Annotated in this window: 19 protein-coding genes and 1 pseudogene; 12 read left to right on the plus strand and 8 right to left on the minus strand. The window is 70.7% G+C overall.

Annotated features, from left to right (window positions below):
• Nucleotides 1-88 precede the first annotated feature (88 nt).
• The 5 genes from GLX30_RS17330 to GLX30_RS17350 all read left to right on the plus strand — a co-directional run bounded on the left by GLX30_RS17330 (nucleotide 89) and on the right by GLX30_RS17350 (nucleotide 3,812).
• Nucleotides 89-640 carry a hypothetical protein gene (locus tag GLX30_RS17330; RefSeq protein WP_159689565.1) on the plus strand — a complete coding sequence of 184 codons (552 nt, stop codon included), beginning with the start codon at nucleotides 89-91 and terminating at the stop codon, nucleotides 638-640.
• A 47-nt stretch (nucleotides 641-687) separates the two neighbouring features.
• Nucleotides 688-1,479, plus strand: coding sequence for a DUF4239 domain-containing protein (locus GLX30_RS17335; protein WP_159689568.1), 792 nt, complete (start codon nucleotides 688-690; stop codon nucleotides 1,477-1,479).
• A gap of 117 nt (nucleotides 1,480-1,596) precedes the next feature.
• Complete coding sequence (locus GLX30_RS17340; RefSeq protein ID WP_159689571.1) at nucleotides 1,597-2,685, plus strand: LLM class flavin-dependent oxidoreductase; 1,089 nt, start codon at nucleotides 1,597-1,599, stop codon at nucleotides 2,683-2,685.
• Complete coding sequence (locus GLX30_RS17345; RefSeq protein ID WP_159689574.1) at nucleotides 2,682-3,293, plus strand: FMN reductase; 612 nt, start codon at nucleotides 2,682-2,684, stop codon at nucleotides 3,291-3,293. Before GLX30_RS17340 ends, GLX30_RS17345 begins: the two co-directional genes overlap by 4 nt.
• Nucleotides 3,294-3,359: 66 nt before the next feature.
• The gene (locus tag GLX30_RS17350; RefSeq protein WP_159689577.1) at nucleotides 3,360-3,812 is read left to right on the plus strand and encodes a universal stress protein; all 453 of its coding nucleotides are present in this window, start codon (nucleotides 3,360-3,362) and stop codon (nucleotides 3,810-3,812) included.
• A 71-nt stretch (nucleotides 3,813-3,883) separates the two neighbouring features.
• On the opposite strand, the gene GLX30_RS17355 is transcribed toward GLX30_RS17350, so the two are convergent.
• From GLX30_RS17355 to GLX30_RS17365, 3 genes and pseudogenes are all read right to left on the minus strand, one after another.
• Complete coding sequence (locus tag GLX30_RS17355) at nucleotides 3,884-4,741, minus strand: ABC transporter permease (protein ID WP_159689580.1); 858 nt, start codon at nucleotides 4,739-4,741, stop codon at nucleotides 3,884-3,886.
• 7 nt (nucleotides 4,742-4,748) lie between these two features.
• Nucleotides 4,749-5,705 (minus strand): annotated as a pseudogene (locus tag GLX30_RS17360) (ATP-binding cassette domain-containing protein); the annotation flags it as partial.
• A 219-nt stretch (nucleotides 5,706-5,924) separates the two neighbouring features.
• A complete protein-coding gene (locus GLX30_RS17365) occupies nucleotides 5,925-6,329 on the minus strand; it encodes a hypothetical protein (protein WP_159689583.1) in 405 nt (134 codons plus the stop codon).
• Between the two features lie 194 nt (nucleotides 6,330-6,523).
• On the opposite strand from GLX30_RS17365, the gene GLX30_RS17370 reads away from it, so the two are divergent.
• The 3 genes from GLX30_RS17370 (at nucleotide 6,524) to GLX30_RS17380 (ending at nucleotide 10,022) form a co-directional block, all read left to right on the plus strand.
• Nucleotides 6,524-7,549: an endonuclease/exonuclease/phosphatase family protein gene (locus GLX30_RS17370; RefSeq protein WP_159689586.1), complete on the plus strand. Its 1,026-nt coding sequence runs from the start codon at nucleotides 6,524-6,526 to the stop codon at nucleotides 7,547-7,549.
• Nucleotides 7,550-7,710: 161 nt separating this feature from the next.
• Nucleotides 7,711-7,980, plus strand: coding sequence for a DUF2630 family protein (locus GLX30_RS17375; RefSeq protein WP_159689589.1), 270 nt, complete (start codon nucleotides 7,711-7,713; stop codon nucleotides 7,978-7,980).
• A gap of 80 nt (nucleotides 7,981-8,060) precedes the next feature.
• Nucleotides 8,061-10,022, plus strand: coding sequence for an FUSC family protein (locus GLX30_RS17380; RefSeq protein WP_159689592.1), 1,962 nt, complete (start codon nucleotides 8,061-8,063; stop codon nucleotides 10,020-10,022).
• Between the two features lie 48 nt (nucleotides 10,023-10,070).
• On the opposite strand, the gene GLX30_RS17385 is transcribed toward GLX30_RS17380, so the two are convergent.
• Nucleotides 10,071-10,475, minus strand: a complete 405-nt coding sequence (locus tag GLX30_RS17385; protein ID WP_159689595.1) for an RNA-binding S4 domain-containing protein — start codon at nucleotides 10,473-10,475, stop codon at nucleotides 10,071-10,073.
• A 231-nt stretch (nucleotides 10,476-10,706) separates the two neighbouring features.
• Here GLX30_RS17385 and GLX30_RS17390 point away from each other — a divergent pair, with 231 nt between their 5' ends.
• Together GLX30_RS17390 and GLX30_RS17395 are read left to right on the plus strand one after the other, a co-directional pair.
• Entirely contained in the window at nucleotides 10,707-12,179 is a 1,473-nt protein-coding gene (locus GLX30_RS17390) for an APC family permease (protein WP_159689598.1), read from the plus strand.
• A gap of 60 nt (nucleotides 12,180-12,239) precedes the next feature.
• The gene (locus GLX30_RS17395) at nucleotides 12,240-13,196 is read left to right on the plus strand and encodes a hypothetical protein (RefSeq protein WP_159689601.1); all 957 of its coding nucleotides are present in this window, start codon (nucleotides 12,240-12,242) and stop codon (nucleotides 13,194-13,196) included.
• A gap of 13 nt (nucleotides 13,197-13,209) precedes the next feature.
• On the opposite strand, the gene GLX30_RS17400 is transcribed toward GLX30_RS17395, so the two are convergent.
• Nucleotides 13,210-15,258, minus strand: a complete 2,049-nt coding sequence (locus GLX30_RS17400) for a PhoX family protein (RefSeq protein WP_159689604.1) — start codon at nucleotides 15,256-15,258, stop codon at nucleotides 13,210-13,212.
• A 300-nt stretch (nucleotides 15,259-15,558) separates the two neighbouring features.
• On the opposite strand from GLX30_RS17400, the gene GLX30_RS34360 reads away from it, so the two are divergent.
• Together GLX30_RS34360 and metG are read left to right on the plus strand one after the other, a co-directional pair.
• A complete protein-coding gene (locus GLX30_RS34360; protein WP_347879773.1) occupies nucleotides 15,559-17,070 on the plus strand; it encodes a VWA domain-containing protein in 1,512 nt (503 codons plus the stop codon).
• Between the two features lie 141 nt (nucleotides 17,071-17,211).
• Nucleotides 17,212-18,819 carry a methionine--tRNA ligase gene (gene metG / locus GLX30_RS17410; RefSeq protein WP_159689607.1) on the plus strand — a complete coding sequence of 536 codons (1,608 nt, stop codon included), beginning with the start codon at nucleotides 17,212-17,214 and terminating at the stop codon, nucleotides 18,817-18,819.
• Between the two features lie 80 nt (nucleotides 18,820-18,899).
• Here metG and GLX30_RS17415 read toward each other — a convergent pair whose 3' ends face one another.
• The 3 genes from GLX30_RS17415 to GLX30_RS17425 form a co-directional block, all read right to left on the minus strand.
• Nucleotides 18,900-19,751 (minus strand): NUDIX hydrolase, encoded by an 852-nt coding sequence (locus tag GLX30_RS17415; RefSeq protein WP_244258196.1) that lies wholly within the window; start codon nucleotides 19,749-19,751, stop codon nucleotides 18,900-18,902.
• 137 nt (nucleotides 19,752-19,888) lie between these two features.
• Nucleotides 19,889-21,031: a hypothetical protein gene (locus GLX30_RS17420; RefSeq protein WP_159689612.1), complete on the minus strand. Its 1,143-nt coding sequence runs from the start codon at nucleotides 21,029-21,031 to the stop codon at nucleotides 19,889-19,891.
• Entirely contained in the window at nucleotides 21,001-25,992 is a 4,992-nt protein-coding gene (locus GLX30_RS17425; RefSeq protein ID WP_159689615.1) for a hypothetical protein, read from the minus strand. Before GLX30_RS17425 ends, GLX30_RS17420 begins: the two co-directional genes overlap by 31 nt.
• Nucleotides 25,993-26,184 lie beyond the last annotated feature (192 nt).

Consider the following 26,184-nt stretch of genomic DNA (forward strand, 5'->3'; position numbering starts at 1 on the left):
CGGGGTGGGGATCGTTGCCACCACGTCCGGGAATCCCGACGGATCCGGGCATGCCGACGTATCGGTGGCCGCGTCCGATCATGAACCGGTGCAGGAGCTCGGCACGCCGGATCCGGCCCTCTCGGTGGCGGTGGCGGTACCAGGCCTGATCGGCCTCGGGCTGTCGGTGGACATCGGCCTGGACTGCCCGCCCGAGCCCACGCCGACGCCGCCCCCGCCGCCCACTCCGCCGGCGCCACCGTCGCCCGAACCCCCCGAGACGCCCGCACCTTCGCCGCCGCCCACCCCTGCGCCCACGCCCTCGCCGCCCCCGTCGCCCGCACCGCCACCGTCCGCCGAACCGCCGGCCCCGCCCGTGGCGCGGACCGAGGCACCTGCGGCTCCTGCACCACCGGCTCCCGCGCCGCCGGCGCCCCCCGAACCGGAGGCCCCCGCCCCGCCCGCCGCGGCCCCCGCGCCGCCGGCCCGCGCGGAGGCCGTCGCCATCCGCACGTACCGGCCCGCGACCGGAGGGATCGAGCCTGCCGACGGGACGCCTCTCACGATCCTGATGCTGGTCACCACCACCCCGGCCGTGCTCGCCGCGGCCCTGCTGCGCCCCCGCTCCCAGTCCGCCGCCAACCGGCGCGGCCGGGCCTGATCCTCGCTCCGCACCTTCCAGACCTCACCTCACCATCGGAGACCCCCATGTCCGAATGGCTGGTCCTGGCCATCGTGATGGCCGCCGCCTGCGCCGTCGTACTCGTCGTCACCCTCCTCAGCCAGCGCACCCGCGGCGCCGCGGCCGAGGCGAGCATCGAGGAGCGGGAGGCCCCGGAGACGCCCGATGTGCTCGAGTACATGGTGATGATGGTCGGCGTCGTGTACGCGATCGTCCTCGGTCTCGCCATCGCAGGCGTCTGGGAGGCGCGCGGGGCGGCGCAGGACGCCGTCCGCACGGAGGCGCAGGCGCTGCACGAGGTCACCCAGCGCGCCCAGGTCTATCCGGCCGACTTCCGTGACCGGCTCCGGGAGGACATCGATGTCTACGTCTCGGAGGTCGTCGAGACGGAGTGGCCCCGGATGATCGACAACGAGGAACTGTCGCCGCGCGGGACCGAGCTGCTGGCGGCCGTGCGCTCCGACGTGGCGGAGCGGGAGCCGAAGAACGAGCTGGAGGCCCAGGCCTATCAGCCGATGCTCGACCAGGTGGCGGCCGCGGAGGACGCGCGCAACGCCCGCGCGTCGGGCGCCGAGGAGACGTTGCCGGGCATCGTGTGGTTCGGCCTGATCAGCGGGGCCGCCGTCACGATCGGACTGATCTTCACGATGCAGATCGGGCGGTCGTTCCGCGAGCTGCTGCTCGCCGGTCTCTTCAGCGCACTGATCGCGTTCCTCCTCTTCCTGGTGTGGGACTTCGACGCACCCTTCGGCCGGTCGGGCTCCGAGTCGGCGGACGCCTTCCGCCAGCTCTTTCCGGGCGCCGTCGGTTCGGGCTGAGACTCACGGGCGGCGGCGGGGCAACGGTGCAGCGGCGGCCGGAATAGCCGCCGGGGGGTCACGGTTGAGCGGTATAGTTAGTTCAACGTTCAACCAAGCCCGAGAGGTGACCACGCCATGCAGTTCGGCATCTTCACGGTCGGCGACGTCACGCCGGACCCGACCACCGGCCGTACGCCGACCGAGCACGAGCGGATCAAGGCTACGGTCGCCATCGCCCGCAAGGCGGAAGAGGTCGGTCTCGACGTCTTCGCGACCGGCGAGCACCACAACCCGCCGTTCGTCCCCTCGTCGCCGACCACCCTGCTCGGGCACGTCGCCGCCCTCACCGAGCGGATCACGCTCTCGACGTCGACCACGCTGATCACCACCAACGACCCGGTGAAGATCGCCGAGGACTACGCGTACCTCCAGCACATCGCGGACGGCCGCGTCGACCTGATGATGGGCCGCGGCAACACCGGCCCGGTCTACCCGTGGTTCGGCAAGGACATCCGCCAGGGCATCGCCCTGGCCGTGGAGAACTACGCGCTCCTCCACAGGCTGTGGAGGGAGGACGTCGTCGACTGGGAGGGCAAGTTCCGTACGCCTCTCCAGGGCTTCACCGCTACACCGCGCCCGCTCGACGGAGTGCCCCCGTTCGTGTGGCACGGCTCCATCCGGTCCCCCGAGATCGCCGAGCAGGCCGCGTACTACGGCGACGGCTTCTTCCACAACAACATCTTCTGGCCCATGTCCCACACCAAGAAGATGGTCGCGCTCTACCGGCAGCGGTTCGCGCACCACGGCCACGGCGCGCCCGAGCAGGCCATCGTCGGCCTGGGCGGCCAGGTGTTCATGCGCAAGAACTCGCAGGACGCGGTGCGCGAGTTCCGTCCGTACTTCGACAACGCGCCCGTCTACGGCCACGGGCCGTCCCTGGAGGACTTCACCGAGCAGACACCGCTGACCGTCGGCTCCCCGCAGCAGGTCATCGAGCGCACGCTCGGCTTCCGCGACGCGGTCGGCGACTACCAGCGCCAGCTGTTCCTGATGGACCACGCGGGGCTGCCGCTGAAGACCGTCCTCGAACAGCTCGACATCCTCGGCGAGGAGGTCGTCCCGGTGCTGCGCGAGGAGTTCGCCAAGCTGCGGCCGGCCGGAGTCCCGGAGACCGCCCCGCTGCACCCCGCCGTCCTCGGCCGGAGCACGAAGGAGACGTCATGACGCAGACAGCAGGGCCCATGAACCTCGTCGTCGTATCGGCCGGGCTGGGTGTCCCCTCCTCCAGCCGGCTGCTGGCGGACCGGATCACCGAGTCCGTGCGCCGGGAGCTCGCGGGCGGGCGCGAGGTGCGGCTGACGGTCGTCGAGCTGCGCGACCTCGCCGTGCCCATCGCCAACAACCTGGTGACCGGCTTCCCGGCGGAGCCGCTCGCCGACGCGATCGATGCGGTGACCGGCGCCGACGGGCTGATAGCCGTGACGCCCGTGTTCACCGCCTCGTACAGCGGACTGTTCAAGTCGTTCTTCGACCTGATCGAGCCGGACGCGCTCACCGGGAAGCCGGTGCTGATCGCGGCGACCGGCGGGACGGCACGGCACTCGCTGGTGCTGGAGCACACGCTGCGGCCACTGTTCGCCTACCTGCGGGCGCTCGTGGTGCCGACCGCCGTGTACGCGGCGTCCGAGGACTGGGGCGGTTCGGGCGATCCGATGACCGACACCCTGCCCGACCGCATCGCTCGCGCGGGCCGCGAGCTCGCCACTCTGATGGCCTCGCGAACCGCCGCCGAACCGGACCACGCCACGGCAACAGCCGACCTGTTTGCGTAGATTTACGTAGGCTTGCACCGGCTGCGGCCGGAGGGCCACGGGTCAGACGGCTACGGAGGTGCGGACATGACGGACACGACCGGCACGGCGGACAGGATCGTCGTGGGCGTCGACGGCTCGGAGCCGTCGATCAGGGCCCTTCGATGGGCCGTACGGCAGGCCGGGATGACAGGGGACGCCCTGGAAGCCGTCATCAGCTGGGAGTACCCGGCCGCCGGCTGGGCCTCGATGGTCGCCGCCATCCCGGCCGAGTTCGACCCGCAGGCGCTGGCGGCCAAGGTGCTCGACGACACCCTCGAACAGACACTCGGCGCCGAGGCCGCCGCGTCCGTGACCCGCACCGTCCTGATCGGCAATGCGGCACAGGCCCTGATGGACAGGTCCGCGGGCGCCTCACTGCTCGTCGTCGGCGACCGGGGCTACAGCGGCTTCAAGGCGACGCTCCTCGGCTCCGTCGGCCTGCACCTCACCCAGCACGCACCCTGTCCGGTCGTCGTGGTCCGCGGCGAGCGCGACTGAACGTACGTCTTTCACGGCGACGCCCCCGGCCTCTTCAAGGGCCGGGGGCGTCGCCGTTGCGGCAGGCAGGGTCACTTGCGGTTGTAGAGGCGCATCGTGACCGTGCCGAAGACGACCACGAGTACGGCCGACCAGCCGAGCGACCAGGCGATGTCCGCCGCCGGCCAGTTGCCCGCCATCAGCTCGCGCACCGCGGTGGAGACATGGGTGACAGGGCTGTTGTTGACGAACGCCTGGAGCCAGCCGGGCATCGTTCGCGGGTCGACGAACACGTTGCTCAGGAACGTCATCGGGAAGATGACCATCATGCTGACGCCCATCACCGACTTCTCGGTGCGCAGCAGCAGACCGAACATCGTCCAGATCCACGAGAACGCGAACGAGAAGACCATCAGCACCGCGATACCGAGAACGATGCCCACCGGCCCGCCGTCAGGGCGGTACCCGATGATCATGCCGACGGCCAGCATCACCACCGACGCGATCAGATAGCGGACCACGTCGCCGAGCAGATAGCCGACCATCGGCGCGGGCCGCCAGATCGGCAGCGTACGGAACCGGTCGAAGACGCCCTTGGAGATGTCGTTGTTGACGGCGACACCCGTGTACATAGTGATCATCACGACGCTCATGGTCAGGATGCCGGGCAGCAGGAACTGGATGTACGCGTCGACGGAGCCGGCGATCGCTCCTCCGAAGAGGTACGTGTACATCAGCACCATCATGATCGGGAACGCCGTCACGTCGAACAGCTGCTCCGGCACATGCTTGATCTTGAGCATGGCGCGCCAGCCGAACGTCAGCGACGCCGACCACGCACTGGGCCTCGGGGGCCGCTCCGCGGCCACCAGCAGCGAGGCGAGGTCCTCCGCCTTCGGTGCCTCGAATTCCAGCTCGCCGGGGTCCTTGGTCGTGGTGGCGGTGCTCATGCGGCCTCCCCTTCTTGTCGGTCAGGGCGAGGAAGACCTCGTCCAGGCTGGGCTGGCCCAGCGCGAAGTTGTCCACGGTGATGCCCGAGCGGGCGAGCTCGGCCAGCGCGTGCGCCGCCTGCTCCGCCGCGCCGCGTTCGGTGCCATGGCCGTTGACCCGGGCGGTGAGGGCCACCGGGTCGGCGTCGAGCAGCACCTCCGCGCCCAGCGCCTCGGCCAGCACCCGCTCTGCCGCCGGCCGCTGATCGGCGTCGCGGAGCCGCAGGTGCACGGCTCCCGACCCGACGGAGGCCTTCAGCTCGCCCTTCGTCCCCTCGGCGATGACCTTGCCGTGGTCGATCACGGCGATGCGTGAGGCGAGATGGTCGGCCTCGTCGAGGTACTGCGTCGTCAGCAGCACCGTCGTCCCCTGCGAGACGACGGCCCGCACGATGTCCCAGACCTGGTTGCGGCTGCGCGGGTCGAGACCGGTGGTGGGTTCGTCGAGGAAGAGCAGGTCCGGGGTGTTGAGGATGGACGCGGCGATGTCGATGCGGCGCCGCATGCCTCCCGAGTAGTTCTTCACCTGCTTGCCCGCGGCCTCCCGGAGGCCGAACGCCTCCAGCAGCTGGGCGGCCCGGTCGCGGGCGGCCGGCTTGGCGTGGCCGAGCAGCCGCGCGAGCAGCACCAGGTTCTCCGTGCCGGTCAGATCCTCGTCGACGGAGGCGTACTGCCCGGTGAGGCTCACCCGGCTGCGAACCGCGTCGGCGTCCTTCTGCACGTCCTTGCCGAAGACGCGGGCCTCACCACCGTCCGGTCGCAGCAGGGTGGCGAGCATCCGGACCGTGGTCGTCTTGCCGGCGCCGTTCGGTCCGAGAACCCCGTAGACCGTGCCGGCCGGCACCCGGAGGTCGACGCCGTCCACGGCGCGGTTGTCGCCGAAGACCTTCACCAGTCCGGTGGTCTCGATTGCCAGGTCAGTCATCGTCAAGTCCTTCGGTCCCTTCGTGCCCGTGCAGTCCCTTCGTGCCCGTGCAGTAGAGACGCCGTCGGGTGCGGGAAGTAATCGGTCGGGCGGGAACTCACCGCCCGCGGCCCGGTGGTGCTTCGCACAGCCGCGGAACGCCGGCCCGGGCGGCATCGCGTCGGCGGACCGCCGTTGACGGCCCGCCGATCGAGGTTGCTGCCAGGGACTCAGCCTGTCTCACTCCCGCGTGTAATAGAAGTAGAACGTCATGGCGGCCACACCCGCCCCGACCGCCACGCCGATTCCGGCGGCCCGCAGGACGCTCCCTCCGGCAAGGCTGATCAGGAAACCGACCGTCGCCGCGGTCAGGGCCCCGTAAGCCAGGGCGCGCAGCTCGCGCGGCAAGGCGTGCTGGATGCGCATCAGCCCGAGGAACAGCGCGGCGAGGACCACCGCGGTGATCACTCCGAGGACCCACTGGCCCCCGGTCGCCACGCCGTCGTTCTGGGCCCGCTGGATGAACGCGGCCCAGATGCCGAGGACGACGCCCAGGGCGACGGGCAGCGCCCAGGCGGCGGGACTGTGGTGCTGTCGTTCGGAAGACCGGCGCCGACGGTGCGGCATCGCTGCGTGTGCGGCCATGGCGGAACGCTCCTTCCCTCTTCCCCGCGCCTCTTCAGGGCACACCCGCGGGCGGCCGCAGGCAAGTCCTGAGAAGGGCCGGACCGGGACCGGCCCTCCGTGTCGCGGGGATCGTCCGCAACGAACCCGCGGAAACGGGCGTCTCATGTCCGGGGGACCGCACACGTCCCGTACGCAGAGGCTCGGAGGCGGGTTTGGACAGGGCGACCTGGCAGAGCACGAGGGAGGACGGGGCAGGATCCCCGTACGGCACGGCCGGGTCCGGTGCGCGGCGCGCCGCCGGATGGCTCGCCGCGCTGCTGCTCCTCGCCCCCACCGCCGTCGCCGCCTGCCGTGCCGCGGACACGGACGGTGTCACGCCCGTCCCGCAACTGCTCGCGTTCCTGCCGTGGCTGCTGCTACCCGCCGGCGCCGCCCTGCTCCTCGCCCTGCCGGCGCGCAGTCGCTTCCTCGCGGGCTGGGCGATCGCGGTGCTCGCGGTCACGGGATGGTTCGTCAGGCCCTACGACACCGGGCTGACCGAAAGGCCGCCCGGTCCCGTCGTCGCCCGCCTCGACGTGCTGACCTCGAACGTCGAGTTCGGGCAGGCCGCCGGGGCGCTGGTGGCCACGCTGCGCCGCGAGCAGCCGGACGTCGTGTTCGTCCAGGAATGCGACCACGCCTGCGCCGACACCCTCGAGGCGGACGTGCCGCGTGCCGACTACCCGTACCGCCATGTCGTGGCGGACTTCTCCGCCGCCGGTTCCGCGATCCTCAGCAGGCATCCGTTGCGCCCCGCTCGCGGTGTGGACAGCACGCTCGCCATGCCGGGGGCGGTCGTCGACGTCGCCGGGCGGGAGGTCGGTCTCCAGCTCGCGCATCCTCTGCCGCCGGTTCCGGACGCCGTGGACGCCTGGCGTCGCGAACTGGGGCTGCTGCGGGACCACGCGGCCCGCACGAAAGGCTCTCCGACCGTCCTGGCGGGCGACTTCAACGCCGGCCAGGACCACGCCGCGTTCCGCCGCATCCTCCGGGCGGGCGGGCTGAACGACAGCGCGACCCTCGCCGGCGCCGCCCGCACGCCCTCCTGGCCGGCCGCGCTGCGCCGCCCGCTGGGCACGCAGATCGACCATGTGCTGGTCAGCGACGACTTCTCGGTGCGCCGGGCCCGCTTCCTGGACCTCCCGGACACCGACCACCGCTCGCTCTTCGTGGAACTGGAACTGCACGATGTGCGCTGACGGCCGGTGCGAGCGACAGTGGGTACGTGGTGCGGGACGGCGGGCCCCGGTCAGGAGGCACCGTGGATGCGCGCCTCGCGCCGTGACCGTGTGACCGGCTCACCGTCGAGGACGGCGCACCGGGCACCGAGCACCGCACGACGGACCACGGAGCGGACGCCATGGACCACGAGCAGAAGAACGAGCAGATCGACGAGCAGATCATCGACGACATCGGGAACCTCGTCGCCGAGGAGCGGGCGCTGCGCGACCGTTCCACCGACCAGCGCGGCCTCGGCCCCGACGAACAGGCCCGGCTGCGTCAGTTGGAGATCCGGCTCGACCAGTGCTGGGACCTGCTGCGCCGGCGCCGCGCGAAGGCCGAGTTCGGGGAGGACCCCGGCACAGTGCGGGAACGGCCCCCCGAAGAGGTGGAGAACTACCGCAGCTGAGCACGGCCGGCCCCCGGTCGCAGCGGGGCGGGCCGCGGTGAGGCTTGCGCCCGGCGGCCCGTTCGGGGTCTCTTGAAGCCATGGGACGACGCGAGGACGGCAACGGCGGCCGCACGGGGCGCCTGACGCCGCCGGACTGGCTGACGCACGGTCTGCGGCCCGTGTCCGCGCCCGTCCCCAAGGCCGCTGTCGGCCGCGCCGCCGTCGCCCTCGCCGCGCCACTGGCCGTCGGTCTGGCGACCGGCCGCCCCGAATACGGCGCGCTGGTGTCGATGGGCGCCCTGGCCGGTGTCATCGGCGACACCGCCGACGCCTACCGGATGCGTCTGCTGAACATCGCCGTCCCGCAGTTCTTCGGAGCGGTCGGCGTGACCCTCGGCATCATGGTGCACGGCGAGGGCTGGGTCGCGGTCGGTGCGCTCACCCTCGTCGCGCTCGTCTCCGGCATGATCTCCTCCATCGGCGCGGTGGCCTCCGTGTCCGGGCTGCTGCTCCTGCTCAACTCCGTGGTGGGGGCGGGCCTGCCGATGCCGGGGCCCTGGTGGAAGGCCCCGCTGCTGCTCACGCTCGGCGGGCTGTTCGTCCTCGTACTGACCCTGCTGGCCTGGCCGGTTCGTGCCCGGGTCCCGGAGCAGGCGGCGGTCGCCGCGACCTATCGCAGCGTCGCCGCGCTGCTGGCCGCCGCGGGCACCACCGACTACGACATCCGCCGTCAGGACGTCACCCAGTCACTCAACACCTCGTACGACCTCGTCCTGGCCCGGCGTGCCCGCGACCACGGCCGCCGGGGCGGGTTGGTACGGCTGCTCGCCCAGCTCAACGTGGTCGTCCCGCTCGTCGAGGCGGCGGCCGCTGCGCACCTTTACGGGCGGGCCTCCCGCCGGCCCGGGATCGCGGCGGCGGTGCGCGAGTTGGCCGACTCGGTGGAACAGGGGCGCACCACCGCACCCGAGTGGGTGCTGCCCGATCCGGAAGGGCCGGCCGACCGTGCCGTGAACAGCGCCCTGCGCCACGCGTCGGCAGTCGTCCACCGGACCGACCCGGACCCGGCGGGCGTGGACGACCGGCTGGGCCGGCCCGCGGCGCTCGGCGTCAGGGCCCGGCAGGCGGCACGCAACGTGCTGCTGTCGGAGCCCTCGTGGCGATACGGGCTGCGGCTCGCGCTCTGCATCGGGCTGGCGCAGACACTGGTGTCGCTGGTCCCGGTCACGCGCTCCTACTGGGTGGCCCTCACCGTCACGTTCGTCCTCAAACCGGACTTCGGCTCGGTGTTCTCCCGCGCCGTGCTGCGTGCGCTCGGCACGGTCGCCGGTCTCCTCGTGGCGGCCGCGGTGCTGGCGGCGGTGGAGCGCGGCTGGTGGGACGTGCCCGTGATGATGGTCCTCGCGGCGCTGATCCCGGCGTTCTCCGTCAAGGGTTACGCCTTCCAGACCGCGGCGATCACCCCGGTGATCCTGATGCTGTCGGACATCATCGACCACGAGGGCTTCCACCTGGTACTGCCGCGTCTGGTGGACAGCCTCATCGGGTGCGCCGTCGTGCTGGTGGCCGGCTATCTGATGTGGCCGGAGAGCTGGCACACCCGGATCGGGGACCGGCTCGCGCAGTGCGTGGAGGACACGGCGCACTATGTGGCGTCCGCGTTCGGCGGGACGGGCCATGCCGAGCGGGCGCACGCACGGCGGCGGATCTACCGCGATCTGTCCTCCGTGCGCTCCGAGTTCCAGCGGGCCCTGACCGAGCCACCGCCGACCGGCGCGCGGGCCGCCGCGTGGTGGCCGCTGGTCGTCGCCGCGGAGCGGATCGTGGACGCGACGACAGCGGCACGGGTCCGTGTCGACCACGGCGCCGACCCGCCCGGCGCCGGCGAGGTCACCGACATCGAGCGGCAGTTGCGCGAGCTGGCGGACGGGCTGCGGTCGAGCGAGGTGCTGGTCGAGGTGCGGGCGGATCTGCCCGGCGACGAGGAGGGTGTCCTGGCGCCGCTGCGCCAGGAGGTGCGGGCGGCGCGGGCGATCGCGTCCCCCGCGCCGAGGTCGTGAGGCAGGCTCGGCCGCGGGTACTCACCGGCGCGCTCGCCGCCGGACCGGTCAGTCCTTGTGCCGGGCGCCGTGGAGCCGCTCCAGCTCACGCCGGTCGCGCTTGGTCGGACGGCCGGCCCCGCGGTCACGTACCGCCGCCGGGGCGGCGAACTCCTTGGGCGGGGGCGGCGGGCTGTTGTCCACGTACGCCTCCGCCGCGACCGGCGGCCCCACCCGCTTCCGCAGGATCTTCGAGACGACGACAAGGCGCTCGCGCCCGGCGTGGAACAGCCGCACCTGGTCCCCGACGCGCAGCGCCTGGGCGGGCTTGACGCGGTCGCCGTTGACACGCACATGGCCGGCGCGGCAGGCGGCGGACGCCTGCGAGCGGGTCTTGGTGAGCCGTACGGACCAGATCCACACGTCGACGCGTACGGTCCCCTCGCCTGAGGTGGACGCTCCCTCTGCAGCCATGTCCCGACTCTACGACCCGCGGCCGCTCCGCGGCACGGACCCGTCCGGACGGGAGCGGCCCCGCCCGCCTCCGCCGGTGCGGACGGGAGCGGACCCCGCCCCCTCACCCCTGTGCACACATCCGACTACTATGCGCACGATCCCCCGGCACGGAGCCTTCTCTCCGTACGGGCGACCCCTTTCTGATGCGCCGGCACATTCCGCGCGGCACAAGGGCATTCGGAGACTTCCATGCGCAGCAGCTCCGGCAGAGGGCTCCGGCCCAATGTCCTCGGGACGTTCGACACCGTCGTCATGGCCGTGGCCGGCAGCGCCCCCGCCTATTCGATCGCTGCCACCACGGCGGTACTCGTCGCCACCGTCGGACTCGCCGGGCCCGCGGCGCTGCTGTACTGCGCGATCCCCATGCTCGGCATCGTCCTCGCCTTCGGCAGGCTCGGCCGTATCGACGTCAACGCGGGAGCCGGATACTCCTGGGTCGGGCGGACCCTCCACCCCTTCCTGGGATTTCTCTCCGGGTGGGCGCTGGTCGTCTCGACGACGATCTTCATGGTGGCGGGTTCGCTGCCGGCGGGCGCGATGACCCTGGCGCTCTTCGCCCCCGAGCTCGCCGACGACCGGTTCCTCGCCACTGCCGTGGGGGCGGCGTGGTTCCTCGCGATGCTGCTGGTCGTGCTGGGCGGGGCGCGGCTCACGGTCCGGGCCCAGCTGCTCCTGACCGGCACCGAGCTGGCGATCCTGCTCTTCTTCGTCGGGGCCGCCGTGCTGCACGAGGGCGCCGCGACCGCCTTCGACTGGTCCTGGTTCGGCTTCTCTCACTTCGACGGGCCGGCCGGCTTCGCCTCCGGGGCGCTGATCGCCACCTTCTACTACTGGGGCTGGGACGTCACCAGCAACCTCAGCGAGGAGACACGGAACAGCCGCCGCACCGCCGGGCTCGCCGCGCTCGTCGGTGTCGGGATCGTCTTCCTGCTGTTCGAGGCGTTCACGATCGCCGTCAACGTCGTCCTGACGTCCGGCGAGATCCAGGCTGCCGGAGCAAACGTGCCCGCCGTGCTCGGGGCCGCCATCTGGCCCGGTGTCGGCGGAAAGCTGCTGGTCCTGGCGGTGCTGCTGTCGACCGTCGCCACCCTGGAGACCACACTGATCCAGGTCACCCGCTCGCTGTTCGCGATGGGCCGTGACCGGACGATGCCCACGGCGCTGGGCCTTGTCCACCGCCGCTGGAACACGCCCTGGGCGGCCGTGACGGTCGTCGGCGTGGTCGCCCTCGCCATGTTCGTCGCCTCCACGGCGCTCGGCTCCGTCGCCGACGTGGTCGCCGCGGCGGTCGCGGGGATAGGCCTCCAGATCGCCTTCTACTACGGGCTCGCAGGGATCGCCGCCGTCGTCGCGTACCGCAGGATGCTGCTGGTGTCCGTGCGCGAGTTCGTGCTCGGCGGCGTCTGGCCGCTGCTGGGCGCGCTGTTCATGTTGTGGATCTTCTTCGAGTCGCTCGGTGAGCTGAGCGGCGCGTCGATCGTGATCGGTCTCGGCGGTCTCGCCTCCGGGCTCGTCCCGATGGTCATCTACTGGCGGCGGGGCAGCGCCTACTACCGGCCGGCCCGGCTGGACGCGGCCCGTGCCGTCGCCGGGGACAGCGCCGGTGACCGCGGCCCCCATCGCGGTGACTACGCCGACAAGGCGCTGGCCACGGACTTCTGAACGCCACCGGGCCCACTCAGGGCCCGTCGCACGAACGCACCGCCGAGGGGAGTGACGCAGATGGCCGTACGCCGCCGCTTCGTACCCGACTTCGATCCCGCCTTCGGGGACCGCCCCCTGGCCGACGCCCTGCACGACATCGTCATCGGCCGCTGGCAGGGCGTCCGCGACCTGCTGCACGCCACCGGCGACGACTGGCCGCTGCGCACCCACCGGATCCGGCTGCTCGCCCACGCGGCGGCCGGGTCCTCCGCGGCCGAGATATGGCGGGCAGCGGAACCGGACCGCCCCGACGCCGCGGTCCTGGGCGCCGCCACGGAGGTCGTGCGCGCGTTCCAGCGGGTGATCGCCACGGGCCGCGGCGGGGCCGACCGCGCACGGCTCGACGCCGCGGTACGGGCCTGCCTCACCGCCGCCGACGCCCACCCGGCCGACCCCATGCCGTGGGTGTCGCTGCTGACGGTGGCCCGGCTGTACGAGGACGGGGTCCCCCGCCGTGACCTGCGCGGCTGGTGGGACGAGCTGCGCCGGCGCGACCCGTACAACGTCGAGGGCCATGTGCAGCTGCTGCGCTACCACTCGGCCCGCTGGCACGGCACGCACGGCAGGATGTACGACTTCGCCCGCGACGCGGCCGGCGCGTCACCGCCCGGCTCACCGCTGCCGGTGCTGGTGCAGATCGCCCGCGCGGAGGAGTACCGGTACGTCGCCGACGCCGCGCAGGGCCGGATCGTGCGCGGTTTCGACCAGCACTGGAAGCACGAGCTGGCGATCAGGGAGATCCGCCGCACCTGGGAGCGATGGGTCCTGTGGCGTACGGACGGGCCCGTCGCGCCCCAGGAGATCGGGGAGCTCAACTACCTCACGCACGCCGCGTGCCTCGCCGGGCTGCGGCAGGAAGCGGGCGGGCTGTTCACGCTGCTCGGCGCCCGGGCGGCGTATCTCCCGTGGGCGTACACGGGAGACGCCGCCGAACAGTTCACGAGGTGGCGCGCACAGGTGGGCGCCACCTCGTGAAACCCCTGCCCCGTCAGGCGCCGATGTGCCCGCCGTCCTTGCGGTAGACGGCGACGACCGACGGGCGGACCAGCTTGCCCGGTCCGTCGGGCCAGACGCTCGCGGGCTTCTCGACGGACGCGCCGTCGACCTCGCCCGGGTGCTGCACCGCCACCAGGACACGACGGTCCTGGATGATCGGGCCGCAGGTCTCCGCGCCGATCGGCACGGTCAGGAACTGCTTCAGTTCACCACGGCGCTCTCCCTGCGTCGCCACGCCGAAGAGGCCGTCGTGGGTGCCGAGCGCGTTGCCGTCCGTGGAGAGCCACAGGTTCCCGTGCGGGTCGAACGCCACGTTGTCCGGGCAGGAGATGGGGCTGACCCTGTCCTTCGGGAAACCGGCGAAGTAGGTCGCCGGGTCGTTCGGGTCGCCGGCCACCAGGAACAGACGCCAGGCGAAGCCGTCCGACGCCGGGTCGTCCCAGTGCTCGGCGAGCTCGAGGACCTGACCGTGCTTGTTGCCGTTGCGCGGGTTGGCCTCGTCCGCGCCCGCCTTGCCGGCGGCGCCGCGGTCCTTGTTGTTGGTGAGCGCCACGTACACCCGGCCGGAGCGGGGACTCGGCTCGACGTCCTCGGGACGGTCCATCTTCGTCGCGCCGACCTTGTCACCGGCGAGACGGGTGAAGACGTACACCTCCTCGGCCGTCATGCCGGGTACGTGCGACACGTCGCCCGTCGCGAGCGGGATCCATACGCCGGAACCGTCGAACTCGCCGTCGTTCGGGAGCTTGCCGGTGCCGTCGATCTCGTCGGCGGGGCTGTCGCCGGTCAGCTTGGCGACGTACAGGGTGCCCTCGTCGAGGAGCGTGCGGTTGTGCTCGCGTGCGGCGCGGCTGCCGCCCTTCTTCATCCGCTTGGAGGAGACGAACTTGTAGAAGTAGTCGAAGCGCTCGTCGTCGCCCATGTAGACGACGGGCCGGCCGTCGGCGGTGAGCCGGGGCTGCGCGGCCTCGTGCTTGAACCGGCCCAGCGCGGTGCGCTTGGCGGGCGTGAAGTCCGGGTCGAACGGGTCGAGCTCGACGACCCAGCCGTGGCGGTGGACCTCGTTGGGCTCCTGCTTGACGTCGAAGCGCTTGTCGAAACGCTCCCACTTGCGCTCCGTGGCGCCGGAGCCGATGCCGTAGCGCTTGTCCGTCGCGCTCGAGCCGTTCGCGAAGTACTGGTTGAAGTTCTCCTCGCCGTGGAGGGTGGTGCCCCACGGCGTGGTGCCGCCGGCGCAGTTGTTGAGCGTGCCGAGCACCTTGGTGCCCGACGGGTCGGCGGAGGTGCGCAGCAGCGCGCCGCCCGCGGCCGGGCCGGTGACCTCGAACTCGCTCGTCGCGGTGAGACGGCGGTTGAGCGGGTGGCGGTTCACCGGGGTGAGCTTGCCGGAGCGGTGCTCCTCCTGGACGACGACGACCGACAGACCGTGTGCGGCCCAAGCGATCTCGACCTGCTCGCGGGTCGGGTTCTCGGGGTCGTACCCCTTGAACATCAGGACCTCGTCCGTGTACTCGTGGTTCGCCACGAGTACCTGGCGGCCACGCTCGCCGGGAAGCGGGAGCAGGCTGAGGAAGTCGTTGTTGTAGCCGAACTGACCGGCCTGCGCCTTCGCCGACTGCCGGTCCGGGTCGAAGGCGGGGGCGCCGCGGAGGATCGGCTCACCCCAGCGGATGACCACACTCTGCGTGTAGCCGGCGGGAACGGTGACCTTGTCGTCCTTGTTGGGGGCGACGGGCGTGAAACGCAGGCCCCTGGCACCGTCCACCCTGCCGGCACTCGGCTTGCGGCCCGAGGCCTCAGCGGGAGTGGCTGCCTGGACGACGGCCGAGCCGCCGGCCGCGGCGGCGACGGTCACGACCGCGGCGGCGCGCATCATCGAACGGCGCGACAAGGCGCTCGCTATGACATCACCGACGTACTCGTTGTCGCTGGTGTTCGGGACCTCGTGGAAGCAGGCGTCGCCGCAGCGGTAACGGCAGGTGAGGGCGGAACGTCCGCCCGCGTGCGGAGTGGTGGTCAACAGCGGCAGCAGTTTGCGCACTTCGTCCTCCTTCGGCGCACCTGCGCCGACATGGTGTCGGAATGATTCCGGCCATGACGTTAGAGGCGCACATGTGCACGGCGGCGGACGCGAGGTGAACGACGGATGAATGGGGCACGGCCGGGGCCCGGTTGAGGTGTGTGGAACGGTCGGGTGGGTGCCCTCCCCGGAGCCGCGCCGGGCGGCCGCTAACCTTACGTGTCCGCCCTGGCCTTGCAGCCCCGGGCAGGAGCGGACAGTCACCGCACCCAACTCATGTGAAAGGCCTCGCCCATGGGTATTCGGAGCATGCTTCGCAAGGTGTTCGGACGCGACCGTGATGAGCGTAACGAGTCGGCGGCACCCTCCGTTCCGGCCCAGAGCGAGCGCACGGAACCGGCCAAGGACACGTCCACCGTGACGGTCCCCTCACAGCCCCCCACCGACCGGGCGACAGATCTGGTCTCCGCCGCGTTCGACAACCCGGCCCCGCGCCACCGCCCCACGTCGGTCCCGGCCCAGGGCACCTCGCCGGAGCCGAGCGTCTCCACCGAGGCGGCCGAGCCGAAGCCGGCCGCGGCGGAGGAGGCGGCCGACGTCGAGACCGCTGAGGCCGCCGCAGCGCCGGCCGAGGCCCCTGAGGTCGAGGTCGAGGCCGCCGAGGTCGAGGCCCCGGTGACCGAGCCCGCGGCGGAGAAGGCCGCCGCGGACGAGGCTGCCGTTGCCGAGGCCCCAGAGGTCGAGGTCGCCGAGGACAAGGCCGCCGAGGCCGACTCGCCGGCGACGGACGAGGCCGCCGAGGCCGAAGCCTCCGAGGGCGTCACGCCCGAGGAGACCGTCGCCGCCGAGCCCGTCGCCGCCGAGCCCGTCGCCGCCGACCCGGTCGTGGCCGAGCCCGAGGCCGTCGCGGAGGAGCCCGAGGCGGCCGAGACCGAGGCGTCCGCGGACACCACGTCCGACGAGCCCGCGCCCAGCGAGCCCGCCGCGACCGACGAGCCCACCGCCTCGGAGCCCGCCGAACCCGCCGCCGCCGAGCCCACCGAGCCCGTCGCCGCCGCCGAGCCCGTCGCGGCCGACGCCGACGAGCCCCGGCCCGAGGCCGCCGCAGTCGCGGAGGCCGCAGAGGCCGACGGGGCCGAGGCCCACGAGCCCACCGTCACCGACGGGCCCGCCGGGCGCGCCGCGATCGGGCTCGCGCGGGTCAAGGCGCGGGCGCCGCGGCTGGTGGACGCGTACAAGGCCGCCGGCGCCGCCCTCAAGAAGGCGGAGCTCACCGGGGCACGTGCCCGCGTGTACCTCGTGCTCGACCGGTCCGGATCCATGCGTCCGTTCTTCAAGGACGGCAGCGCCCAGCGCCTCGGCGAGCAGGCGCTCGCCCTCTCGGCGCACCTCGACGCCGACGCGACCGTCGACGTCGTGTTCTTCTCGACCGAGATCGACGGCACCGGCGAACTCACCCTCGACTCCCACGAGGGCCGCGTGGACGAGCTGCACGCCGGGCTCGGCCGTATGGGCCGTACGAACTACCACCTCGCCGTCGAGGAGGTCCTCGCCCTGCACGCGAAGAAGAACACGGACGCCCCGGCGTTCGTGATCTTCCAGACAGACGGGGCCCCCGAGTCGAAGACCGCCGCCACCGCCGCGCTCGCGGCGACCGCCGGCAAGCCGGTGTTCTGGCAGTTCGTGGCTTTCGGCGAGCACGACGCCAAGGCCTTCGACTACCTGCGCAAGCTCCAGGCGGAGAACGCCGCCTTCTTCCATGCCGGCCCGGCGCCCCTCGAGCTTCCGCACGCGGAGCTGTTCAAGGGGATCGTCGAGGTCTGGCGGCCGTGAGCACGGCCCGGCGGTGACCGCTGGTGACGGCAGGGCGGGCGCTCACAGCGTCCGCCCTGCCGTCACGGAGGGCGCCGGACGCCGCCCGCGCCCCCGGCACGCGTGTGAGTCGATCTTCTCGGGCCCGATAGGATTTCGACCATGGCGGCCACTGGATCCGAGAAGCAGGGGGCGAAGGCGTATTACGTCTCGACCCCCATCTACTACGTCAACGACGCTCCTCACCTGGGCCACGCCTATACGACCGTCGCAGGCGACGTGCTCACACGCTGGCACCGTCAGCGTGGCGAGAAGGTGTGGTACCTCACCGGCACGGACGAGCACGGTCAGAAGATCATGCGCACCGCGGAGGCGAACGGCGTCACGCCCCAGGAGTGGTGCGACAAGCTCGTCGAGGAGGCCTGGAAGCCTCTCTGGGAGCACCTGAACATCGCGAACGACGACTTCATCCGCACCACGGAGAAGCGGCACACGGACCGTGTGCAGGAGTTCGTGCAGGACCTGTACGACAAGGGCGAGATCTACAAGGGCGGGTACGAAGGCCCGTACTGCGTGGGCTGTGAGGAGTACAAGCTCCCCGGCGACCTCATCGAGGCCGAGGACGGCACCAAGCTGTGCCCGATCCACAAGAAGCCGGTGGAGATCCTCAAGGAGGAGAACTACTTCTTCAAGCTCAGCGAGTACGGCCCGAAGCTGCTCGACTTCTACGCGGCGAACCCGGACTTCATCCAGCCCGAGTCGGCCCGCAACGAGGTCGTGAACTTCGTGAAGCAGGGCCTTCAGGACCTGTCCATCTCGCGCTCGACGTTCGACTGGGGCGTCCCCGTCCCGTGGGACGAGAAGCACGTCATCTACGTGTGGATCGACGCGCTCCTGAACTACGCCACCGCCGTCGGCTACGGCTCGAACCAGGCGAAGTTCGACGAGACCTTCCCGGCAAATGTCCACCTGGTGGGCAAGGACATCCTGCGCTTCCACGCGATCATCTGGCCCGCGATGCTGATGGCGCAGGGCCTGCCGGTGCCCGGCAAGGTCGCGGCCAACGGCTGGCTGATGGTCGGCGGCGAGAAGATGTCGAAGTCCAACCTGACCGGCATCAAGCCGCAGGACCTGACGTCGCACTTCGGTGTGGACGCGTACCGCTGGTACTTCCTGCGCGCCATCGCGTTCGGCCAGGACGGTTCGTTCTCCTGGGAGGACTTCACCGCCCGGTACACCTCCGAGCTTGCCAACGACTACGGCAACCTCGCCTCCCGCGTGGCGGCGATGGTCGGCAAGTACTTCGACGGTGCGCTGCCCGCCGCCACGGCCTCGGGTGAGGCGGAGAAGGCCGTCCAGGACGGCCTGGCGAAGGCGGTCGCGGAGGCCGACCGGAAGATCGGCGAGGAGCTGGACTTCCAGAGCGGCATCCTGAGCGTCTTCGAGTTCGTGAAGCAGGTCAACGGCTACATCACGGAGCAGGAGCCGTGGAAGGTCGCGAAGGACGACTCCCCGGAGGGCCGGGCGCGCCTCGCCACCATCCTGTACACGGCGGCGGAGTCCCTGCGTGCGGTCGCGGTCCTGCTCAACCCGGTCATGCCGGAGACGTCCCAGAAGCTGTGGGACTCCCTGGGCGCCGAGGCCCCGCTGGGCGCTCTCGCGGACCAGAAGGTCCAGGAGGCCGGCGTGTGGGGCAAGCTGCCCGCCGGAGCGACGGTGACGAAGGGCGCGGTCCTGTTCCCGCGTCTGGAGGAGCCGAAGAAGGCGTAGGTCGTCGATCCGCGTGACCAACGGGAAAAGGGGCCGGATGGCCCCCTTTCTCCGTTGGTACCCCCGCCACTGTCACCTGCTCACAGGAACAGTGGGATGAGCGACACCACCAGACCGATCACGCCCACCGCCAAGCCGGCCGCCTCCCAGGGCCGGTCCGAGATCACCTGACGAACCGGACGCCGCAGCGACCCGGGATGGCTCCACGGGAGGCCGCCCAGACCGCCGGGGAGCGTAGCGTGGAGACGCGCGAGAGCCGTGACGTTGAGGCCGGCGCGGCCGATCCGGAAGTCCGGGTCGAGCAGTTGTTCCTCGCCGGCCCAGTGCGCCCCCGGGCCCAGGAGAAGACGGTCTCTGTCGGTCTTCAGATGGAAGAACGTGACGCGGTAGCCGGTCACCGCACCATGCGTACGGGACGGCTGGACGGCGTCGATCACACCGAGCCGGGTGAGGACGTCCCGGTCGGGTCGATAGGTGTATCCAGCAAGCTCTTCCTCGAGTTCACGGATCGCCGTCGCCCAGTGGTCGGCATCCGTGGTCCGGACATGGCCTCCAGGCAGCTGATACTGGCGGGCCCGCTCGTCGTACTGCAGAAGGTACTGTGCCCCCGCGCCCCGCCCCCGGCGGGTCTTGACGACCACTTGGACGATGTTCACTTCCCGCAGTGGCACAGCGTCGGCGTCCAGAGCCAGTCGGCGGCTCTCCGACAGATAGAGGAACTGAGGCCCTGCAAGAACCTGGTTGCCGGAGTAGGGCCCTGCGTCCGCGCCCGCGCGCTCCCAATTGTCGAGGATCGCGTGACCGGTTCGCAGATAGGCCGCCAGGCCACGCAGGAAATAGGCCGCCTGGGGGCTGACCACTGCAGCAGCCACGGTGCCGTCCGGTGCGATTTCCTCACGCATGGCACCGAACGCACTCACCAGGGCGAGCACTGCCGACACCTCCGAATCCGCCACCGTGGGGCCGAGCCCGGCCTGACGGGCCAGCGCCTCCGCCGTGATCGGCGTCGCGCCCGACTGTGCGGCGAGGCAATCCAGCAGAGCGGCCGCCCTCGCCCTTCCGGCTTCCATCACTGCGTGCCCCCTCCGCCCGCTCCGGAGACGTCGGATGCGCGCAGGCATCGCACATCGGGCCGTGGCTCGAAGATCTCCCACCCGTGATCCTCGGCAAGGTTCTGCAACCGACGCTTGGTTGTGACCCGGCGGTATACCTCGGTTCCCCACCGGCTTCTGAGTAATTGACCCACCTCGGTCAAGGCCACCTCCCTGCCCTGCGCCATCAGAGCCCGGGCGACCTCCGTGATGTCCGCGGCAATGTCCGGTGTGTCCTCGACAGCCCGCTGCCCGGCGCGGGGCGAAACAGCGGCCTGGGCGGGGGCGGCCGCTCCAAGGGCCCTCGCCACCTCATGCCCTGGCCTTTCCTCCCGTACCTGCCAGCCGGGCTGCCGCTGCACCCAGCGTTTCAGGGACGGACCTACGACGGACTCGTAGTCGTCCCCCAGCCGCTTGCGCAAAGTGCTGCCCAGCATGGCGAGGGTCGGTTCCTTGCCGTCGGCCTCGATCACGCCCACGGCGTCCAGAAGGACGATGCTGCCGACCTTCGTCCGGCGCACGCGGTCCGGGTGGTGAGGTCGCTTCCCCGTGAGCTCCCAGCCCGGCTCCGCCTCGATCCGCGCGCGCAGCGACTTCCCCCCATCCGGCCCGACGACCCTGTCGAAGTTGCGGCCGAGGGAACCACGCAGCGAGCTGATCACGTCGCCGAACAACGGGTCCTCGGCGCCATTGCACTGCCGCAGTCCGTCAACCGCCGCCGCCAGCGCCTCCCTGAATACGGCCGGTGCGGGGGCTGCTGCCGTCGTCTGTGCCCGGGCCGCCTGTTCGGGCAGGCTCATCCGGCCGAACACCGACTTCTGCGCGAGCATCAGGAATGTTTCGCCGCTCGTGCCCTCGCGGCGCAGCCAATCCAGCTCGCTCCACAATCCGGAGAGGTCGTTGAAGCCCAGCCGCTCGGCCAGCGGCAGACACCCCGTGAATCTGTCCTCCAGCCAGTGGATGATCTCCGCCTCCGCGACACGCGCCGCCCCCCTGGCCACACAGGCGTCCAGCTCGTCGCGCAGATCGCTCTCGACCTTGCCCCTCAGCGCCCCCTCGGCGATCAGCTCGTCGTCGACCATGGTTGAGGTCAGCGGCAGCAGTTCCACCTCGCGGGCCACACACCCACCACGCTGGTCCAGCTCCCGCTCCATCCACAGGAGCTGGCCCCGCCGGGGCATGCCCTCGGGGGATCCACAATGTCCTCGAAACGCAGGTTCGCCCACTGACCGTCCGCGTACGACACCATGACGCTGCGCTTCGCCTCGTACACCTGGATGACGCGCCCCAGTACCTTGCGGCCCGGCCGTTCGGCCAGCGGCCTGGTCGCGGGCCGCGTGCGCTGTGGAGCTGCCCGCCGAACGGTGGCGTCGACCGACCGGATCTCCGGGTCGTCGCCGCCGCCGATGTAGTGGACCTGATCCGACCGCTCCAGGAGGGCCTCGATGTCGGCGCCGTCGTACCGGTACCGGGCCTTGGCCCGCTCGGTCAGCGCGGACAGCCGCGGCGTCTGGCCAACCTCCTCCCAGGCCCGCAGCAAGGAAAGGCAGAACGCCAGCTTCTGGTCCTCGCGGATCTCCGCGGTCATGGCCGTCAGCATCTCGGTGGGTACGGGGGCGGCCTCCTGCGCGGAGGTGTCTTCAGTGGGGGGACCGACGGCCGGACCGCTCACATCTCGCGCAGACACCGCTCCCGGCAGGTGGCCCCGCCGTACCTCCCAGGCCTGAAGTCCCTCCGGACTCATTCCCAGAAAGAAGTTGACCTCAGTGTTCTCATCGCCGTCCGGCAGGAAGTCACCACGGTTGGGGACGAAGAACGCGGTGACTGGACCGTCGAGCTTGATGGAGCCGCTCCATGGGCCACGCATCACGTCGATCAGTCCGTTGACCCGCTGCAGCTGCTCCGTGTTCTTCCAGAACTTCTTCTTGCGGTCCCACTCGCCGAGGTCACCGTCGGTGATCACCGGATACCACTGCGGCCCCTTCGCCAGCCACAGATACGACTTGGAACGGCCGAACACCAGCTCCCGGCTCTGCTGCTGCTCGAAGCGGAAGGCCTCCACATGATTGCTACGACGGTTGAACCACAGATGGAACAGCAAGCAGTAGCGGTAGTAGTGCGCACGCCACGAGGGAAATCGGTCCGACCACAACTGAAGCTGGGACAACGCCTCGTCGATGTCGAACTCCGGCAGCTGTTTGTACGCCTCGAACCAGAGCCGATAATCCTCTTCCCGGCAGTCGTACCGGGACAGGTTCTGCCGCGCCAGTTCGGAAATGCGCCGCAGTTCAGCATGGCCCAGGTTACGCCACCGGCGGCCCCCTCTGAGGTAGTAGGCGTGCGCGAGCGCCCGCTGCACCATCGGATTCGACCGCCGCCCCGTGACGGCCACCTCCCACATCTCGACCACCGAGTCGAGATCTCCGTACAACTGCCGGATGTCAGCCCGACAACGCACGACGTAGCTGTCCTGGTCGTCCAGGGTTCCGTACGCCTGGGTCGCCTCATGGAGGAGCGCGGTGGCCTCGCTCACCTTTCCGGCCACCCAGTCGCCGGCCGCGGTGTCGAGCTCCGCGATCGACTTCACCCGGGCTGCCGCCTTCACGGTCTGCGCCACGGTGACGATGGTCTGGACGTGGGTGATGTATCCGTGGAGGTTCTCGCTGTTAAGCCGGCGTGAGGTCTCGAAGCACTCCACGGTCCGCTCGAAGTGCTCTTCGACCGCCCTCATCACGGCCGCCACTCCGCGCGACTTCGCCCGCTTCAGCTCCTGCTTGAGGATGCCTCTGCGGGTGAGGCCGAGCGTGTGGTGGTGGATGAAGTCGTCCTCTGCGAGGGCGACCGCGCTGGCCACGTATTTCTCCGCCTTGTCGTACTCGCGGTCCAGCCGGTACATCTGGTGCCGCCCCAGGTGGTTCCAGAAGTGCGGCTCTTCCGGAATGTGTCTGGTGAGGGATCTGAGCACCTCGTGCGCCGAGTTCACGTCGAGGCGCTCGATGAGCGGGGCGAAGTAGCCCCTGTCCTCGACGCCCTCCACCGTGCCACCCTGCCGGTCCACGAACATCTGCCGCAGCAGCACCCGCACCGGCTCTGATGACACATCGGTGGTGTGGGCGAGCGCCTCGATGAAGTCGACCGACTTGTCCTTGAGGTAGTACCACCAGTGGTCGTCGTTGAGCAGCCGGGCGAGCACCTGCTCGGCGATCAGCTGATGTTGGAGGCGGACCCGGCCCGAGCGCACCGTCACCAGGCGGGCGGCCTCCGCCCCGAGCACATCGGCCAACTCCAGATCCTGCGCGGGCGACGAATGACGCATCAGCTTGTGGACCAGCTCTCGCTGCAGCCCGGTGTTGGAGAAGATCGTGACCAGTGCCAGGTAGAGCATCACCTCACCCGCCTGCCCCCGGACCTTTTCCAAGTGGGCATTCACATAGTCGGAGAGCTTGGTGAACTTGCGCTCGAAGGTCACCAGTCCGTAGAAGAAGGGTGTGCGGTACTGCTCGTACTGCTCACGGGAGAGCTGTCGCAGCTCACCGATCCGGCCGGTTTCCAGGACGAGTTCGCTGTAGCGGCTCTCGAATTCCCGGCTTTCTGTTGAGTTCAGGGACTCGCCCACCTCCAGTGCGCCCGCCGCGGCATCGCCGACCCCGCGCCGCACGTAGAGCACTGTCACGCGTGTACCGCGCCTGGCCAGCTCCTGGTAAAGCGCCTCCCGGTCCGCCTCGCTGAGGTCACCGGACTCGGCCACCAGAAGCACCGGCACCTGGGTCCGGCCGTGCAGCAGATGGAGCCTGTCGGCTATGAGGGGGATGCGGGCGCGGTCGACGATGACCCCGTGCGGCAGGACGGCCACGGGATACTCGTGGTGCAGGTCCCAGGCCGCCCGCAGTGCGACGGTGGTCCCGCCGGTTCCCGGCCTGTGGTGAAGCAGGACCGTACGCGTGCGGTGCTGCTCCAGGCTGTCGCGCAGGGCCGTCACGAGACTCTCCGTGACCGTACGGGGAACGTCCCGGCCGAGGTCCAGATCGGCCCAGCTGATGAGACCGCCCCGCCAGAACTCGTCGTTGTGACGGCCTCCGGCAGGCGAGACGGTCAACTCGATACCGTCGTACAGCACGACCAAGTGCTCACGGAGCATCTGCATGGTCTCGGGTGAGAGGGCGGCCGTGCTCTTGTCCACGGCCGGAAGTGTGTAGTCGCGCTGGTCCGGGGTCGTGCCCAGGGTCTCGGTCAATCTGTCGAGCAGGGTAGTCAGCGGCAGCGGCAGCGAGGTCGTCTCCACGCTCGTGGTGAGAACGGATCGACCGACGTGCAGGAAAGTGCCGTGACCCTGCAGCATCTCGTCCACGGCCTCGATCACCCGCAGCATCCGGTCCCGCTCCGTGCCCGCAGTATTGCGGCCGTCGCCTTCGAGGACCACCACGCAGACCGGGATGTCGCCGACGGCCCGCCGGAACGAGGATGCCAGCTGCCGCACGGAACCCAGACGCTTGTACCCCCAGTTGCGGAGGTCGTCCGGCGGTTCATTGCGCAGAACGGACCCGACCGCCAGCATCCAGGCGGTGCCACGCGCGTAGTCGACCAACGGCTGTCTGTCGGTCATCAGATGAACCGCGCGCTGTGCCTCGAGGACCGGGCCGGCTTGGTGACGCAGGCCGTCGGCGTCCGACCTTGGGTCAAGATCCAGGATCAACGACCACGGAATACGGCCAAGGGCGGCAGCCGAGGCGGCAGCGGGCATCCGCTCGGCGATCAGGACGTAGCGCGCGGCGTGCGGGGCGAAGCCCATCGTCATGTCCCACAGCGCCTGCCACAACTCGGCCTCTGTCTCCTCCCGCACTCGTGTTTCCGTCCCCGCCGGAGACTCGTACACCGGTGTGAGATCGTCGGCTGCGCCAGCCCGGCGGTAGCGAAGGGCGTACCACCCTGCATAGGCCAGGCAGATCTGCGCCTGGGGACTCTCCGGAGCAAAGCGGCGTGCCCACAACAGTCCCGCGATCATCCGCACCAGCAGCAGTTGGCAGTTGAGCTGATCCACCCTGCCCGGCTGCTCGGAGATCCACTCCTGGATGCCCTGGCGTGATTCGTCGAGGAACGCCATCAGCCAGTCGGTGTCGTCCGGCACCGACCTGCGGACGGCGTCCTCGACGTTCGCCAGACAGCGCGCGAGGACGGAGCACCGGATCTCCGGCATCAGGTTGACCAGAACGCTGACCTCCAGATAGGCGAGGTCGAAACCGGCGGCACCCGATCGGGCCCTTGCGAGGTCGACGATCCAGTAGCCGCTGTCCGCGTCGGCCCGCTCGTCGACCGGGACCAACAGGTTGCCGGTGTTCAGGTCACCATGGCACTGACCATGCATGACAGGCACGGAACCGCCCCGGCACGGCCCCAGGATCTCGCGGGGGTCGAGGAAGGCGTAGCCGCCTCGCTCGACCGTACCTCCGCCGGGGAAGAACGACTCGGCGAACTCGAGGCAGCCGGCGGCTCGGTCCTGTCCGACCATGTCGATCAGCAAGTCGTGCGGCGTGGTCATCCGGACGTCACGCGGATCCGACCATGCGAACAACAGCTCCCGGGACATCTGTCGCGCCGTCCGACGCAGCCCGGTGGTACGGGTACGGGGCGATACGTACTGTCGCAGGCTGCCCCCGGCCAACTGGTGGAGGGTGACGCCCAGTCTGTCGTCTCCCTCACCGGTGGCATGGATCCTCAGCAGACGGGGGATGTGGGCCTCGGCAAAGTCGGGGTCGGCACCACGCAGCAAGTTGTGGGCCGCAAGCTCATTGGGCTGGGTCAGCCGGTCGTCGTCCGGCCCGACCCGGAGTACGTAACCGCCCACGGCGAACTCTCCTGCGTCGCCGCTGACATCGACCCCCATGAGCCCGACACCGGATCGGCCCTGCGGCATGGCCGAGTAGTGCAGCGTCGCGTTCGGCAGCCAGAGCCGTAACGCCTCCTCGGCTGCCGCCCGTTGAGCTTCGGTCGCCAGTATCGCCTCACTGTCCACACTTCCCCCGACATGTCCGAGCGAGCACAGTTCATCGGTTGTATCACCAGCACATTCAGTGTGCCCGGACAACGGTGATATGCCACCCCGATACGGCGCAATCGGAAGCGGACTCCGCTGCGGTCGGGCACAGTTCTCGCGCGACCCGCCTCTGCTCCGTGAGGGCACGCGCTCAGTGGGCGGGCGACGCCGTGTCGCCCATTCACCGCCATGGGCGCTCCAGCCACCGCAGCAGTTCCTTCATCCGGCAACGGGGAAGCGAGA

Origin of the sequence: Streptomyces sp. Tu 2975 (genome assembly GCF_009832925.1) — a bacterium.
Taxonomy (GTDB): domain Bacteria; phylum Actinomycetota; class Actinomycetes; order Streptomycetales; family Streptomycetaceae; genus Streptomyces.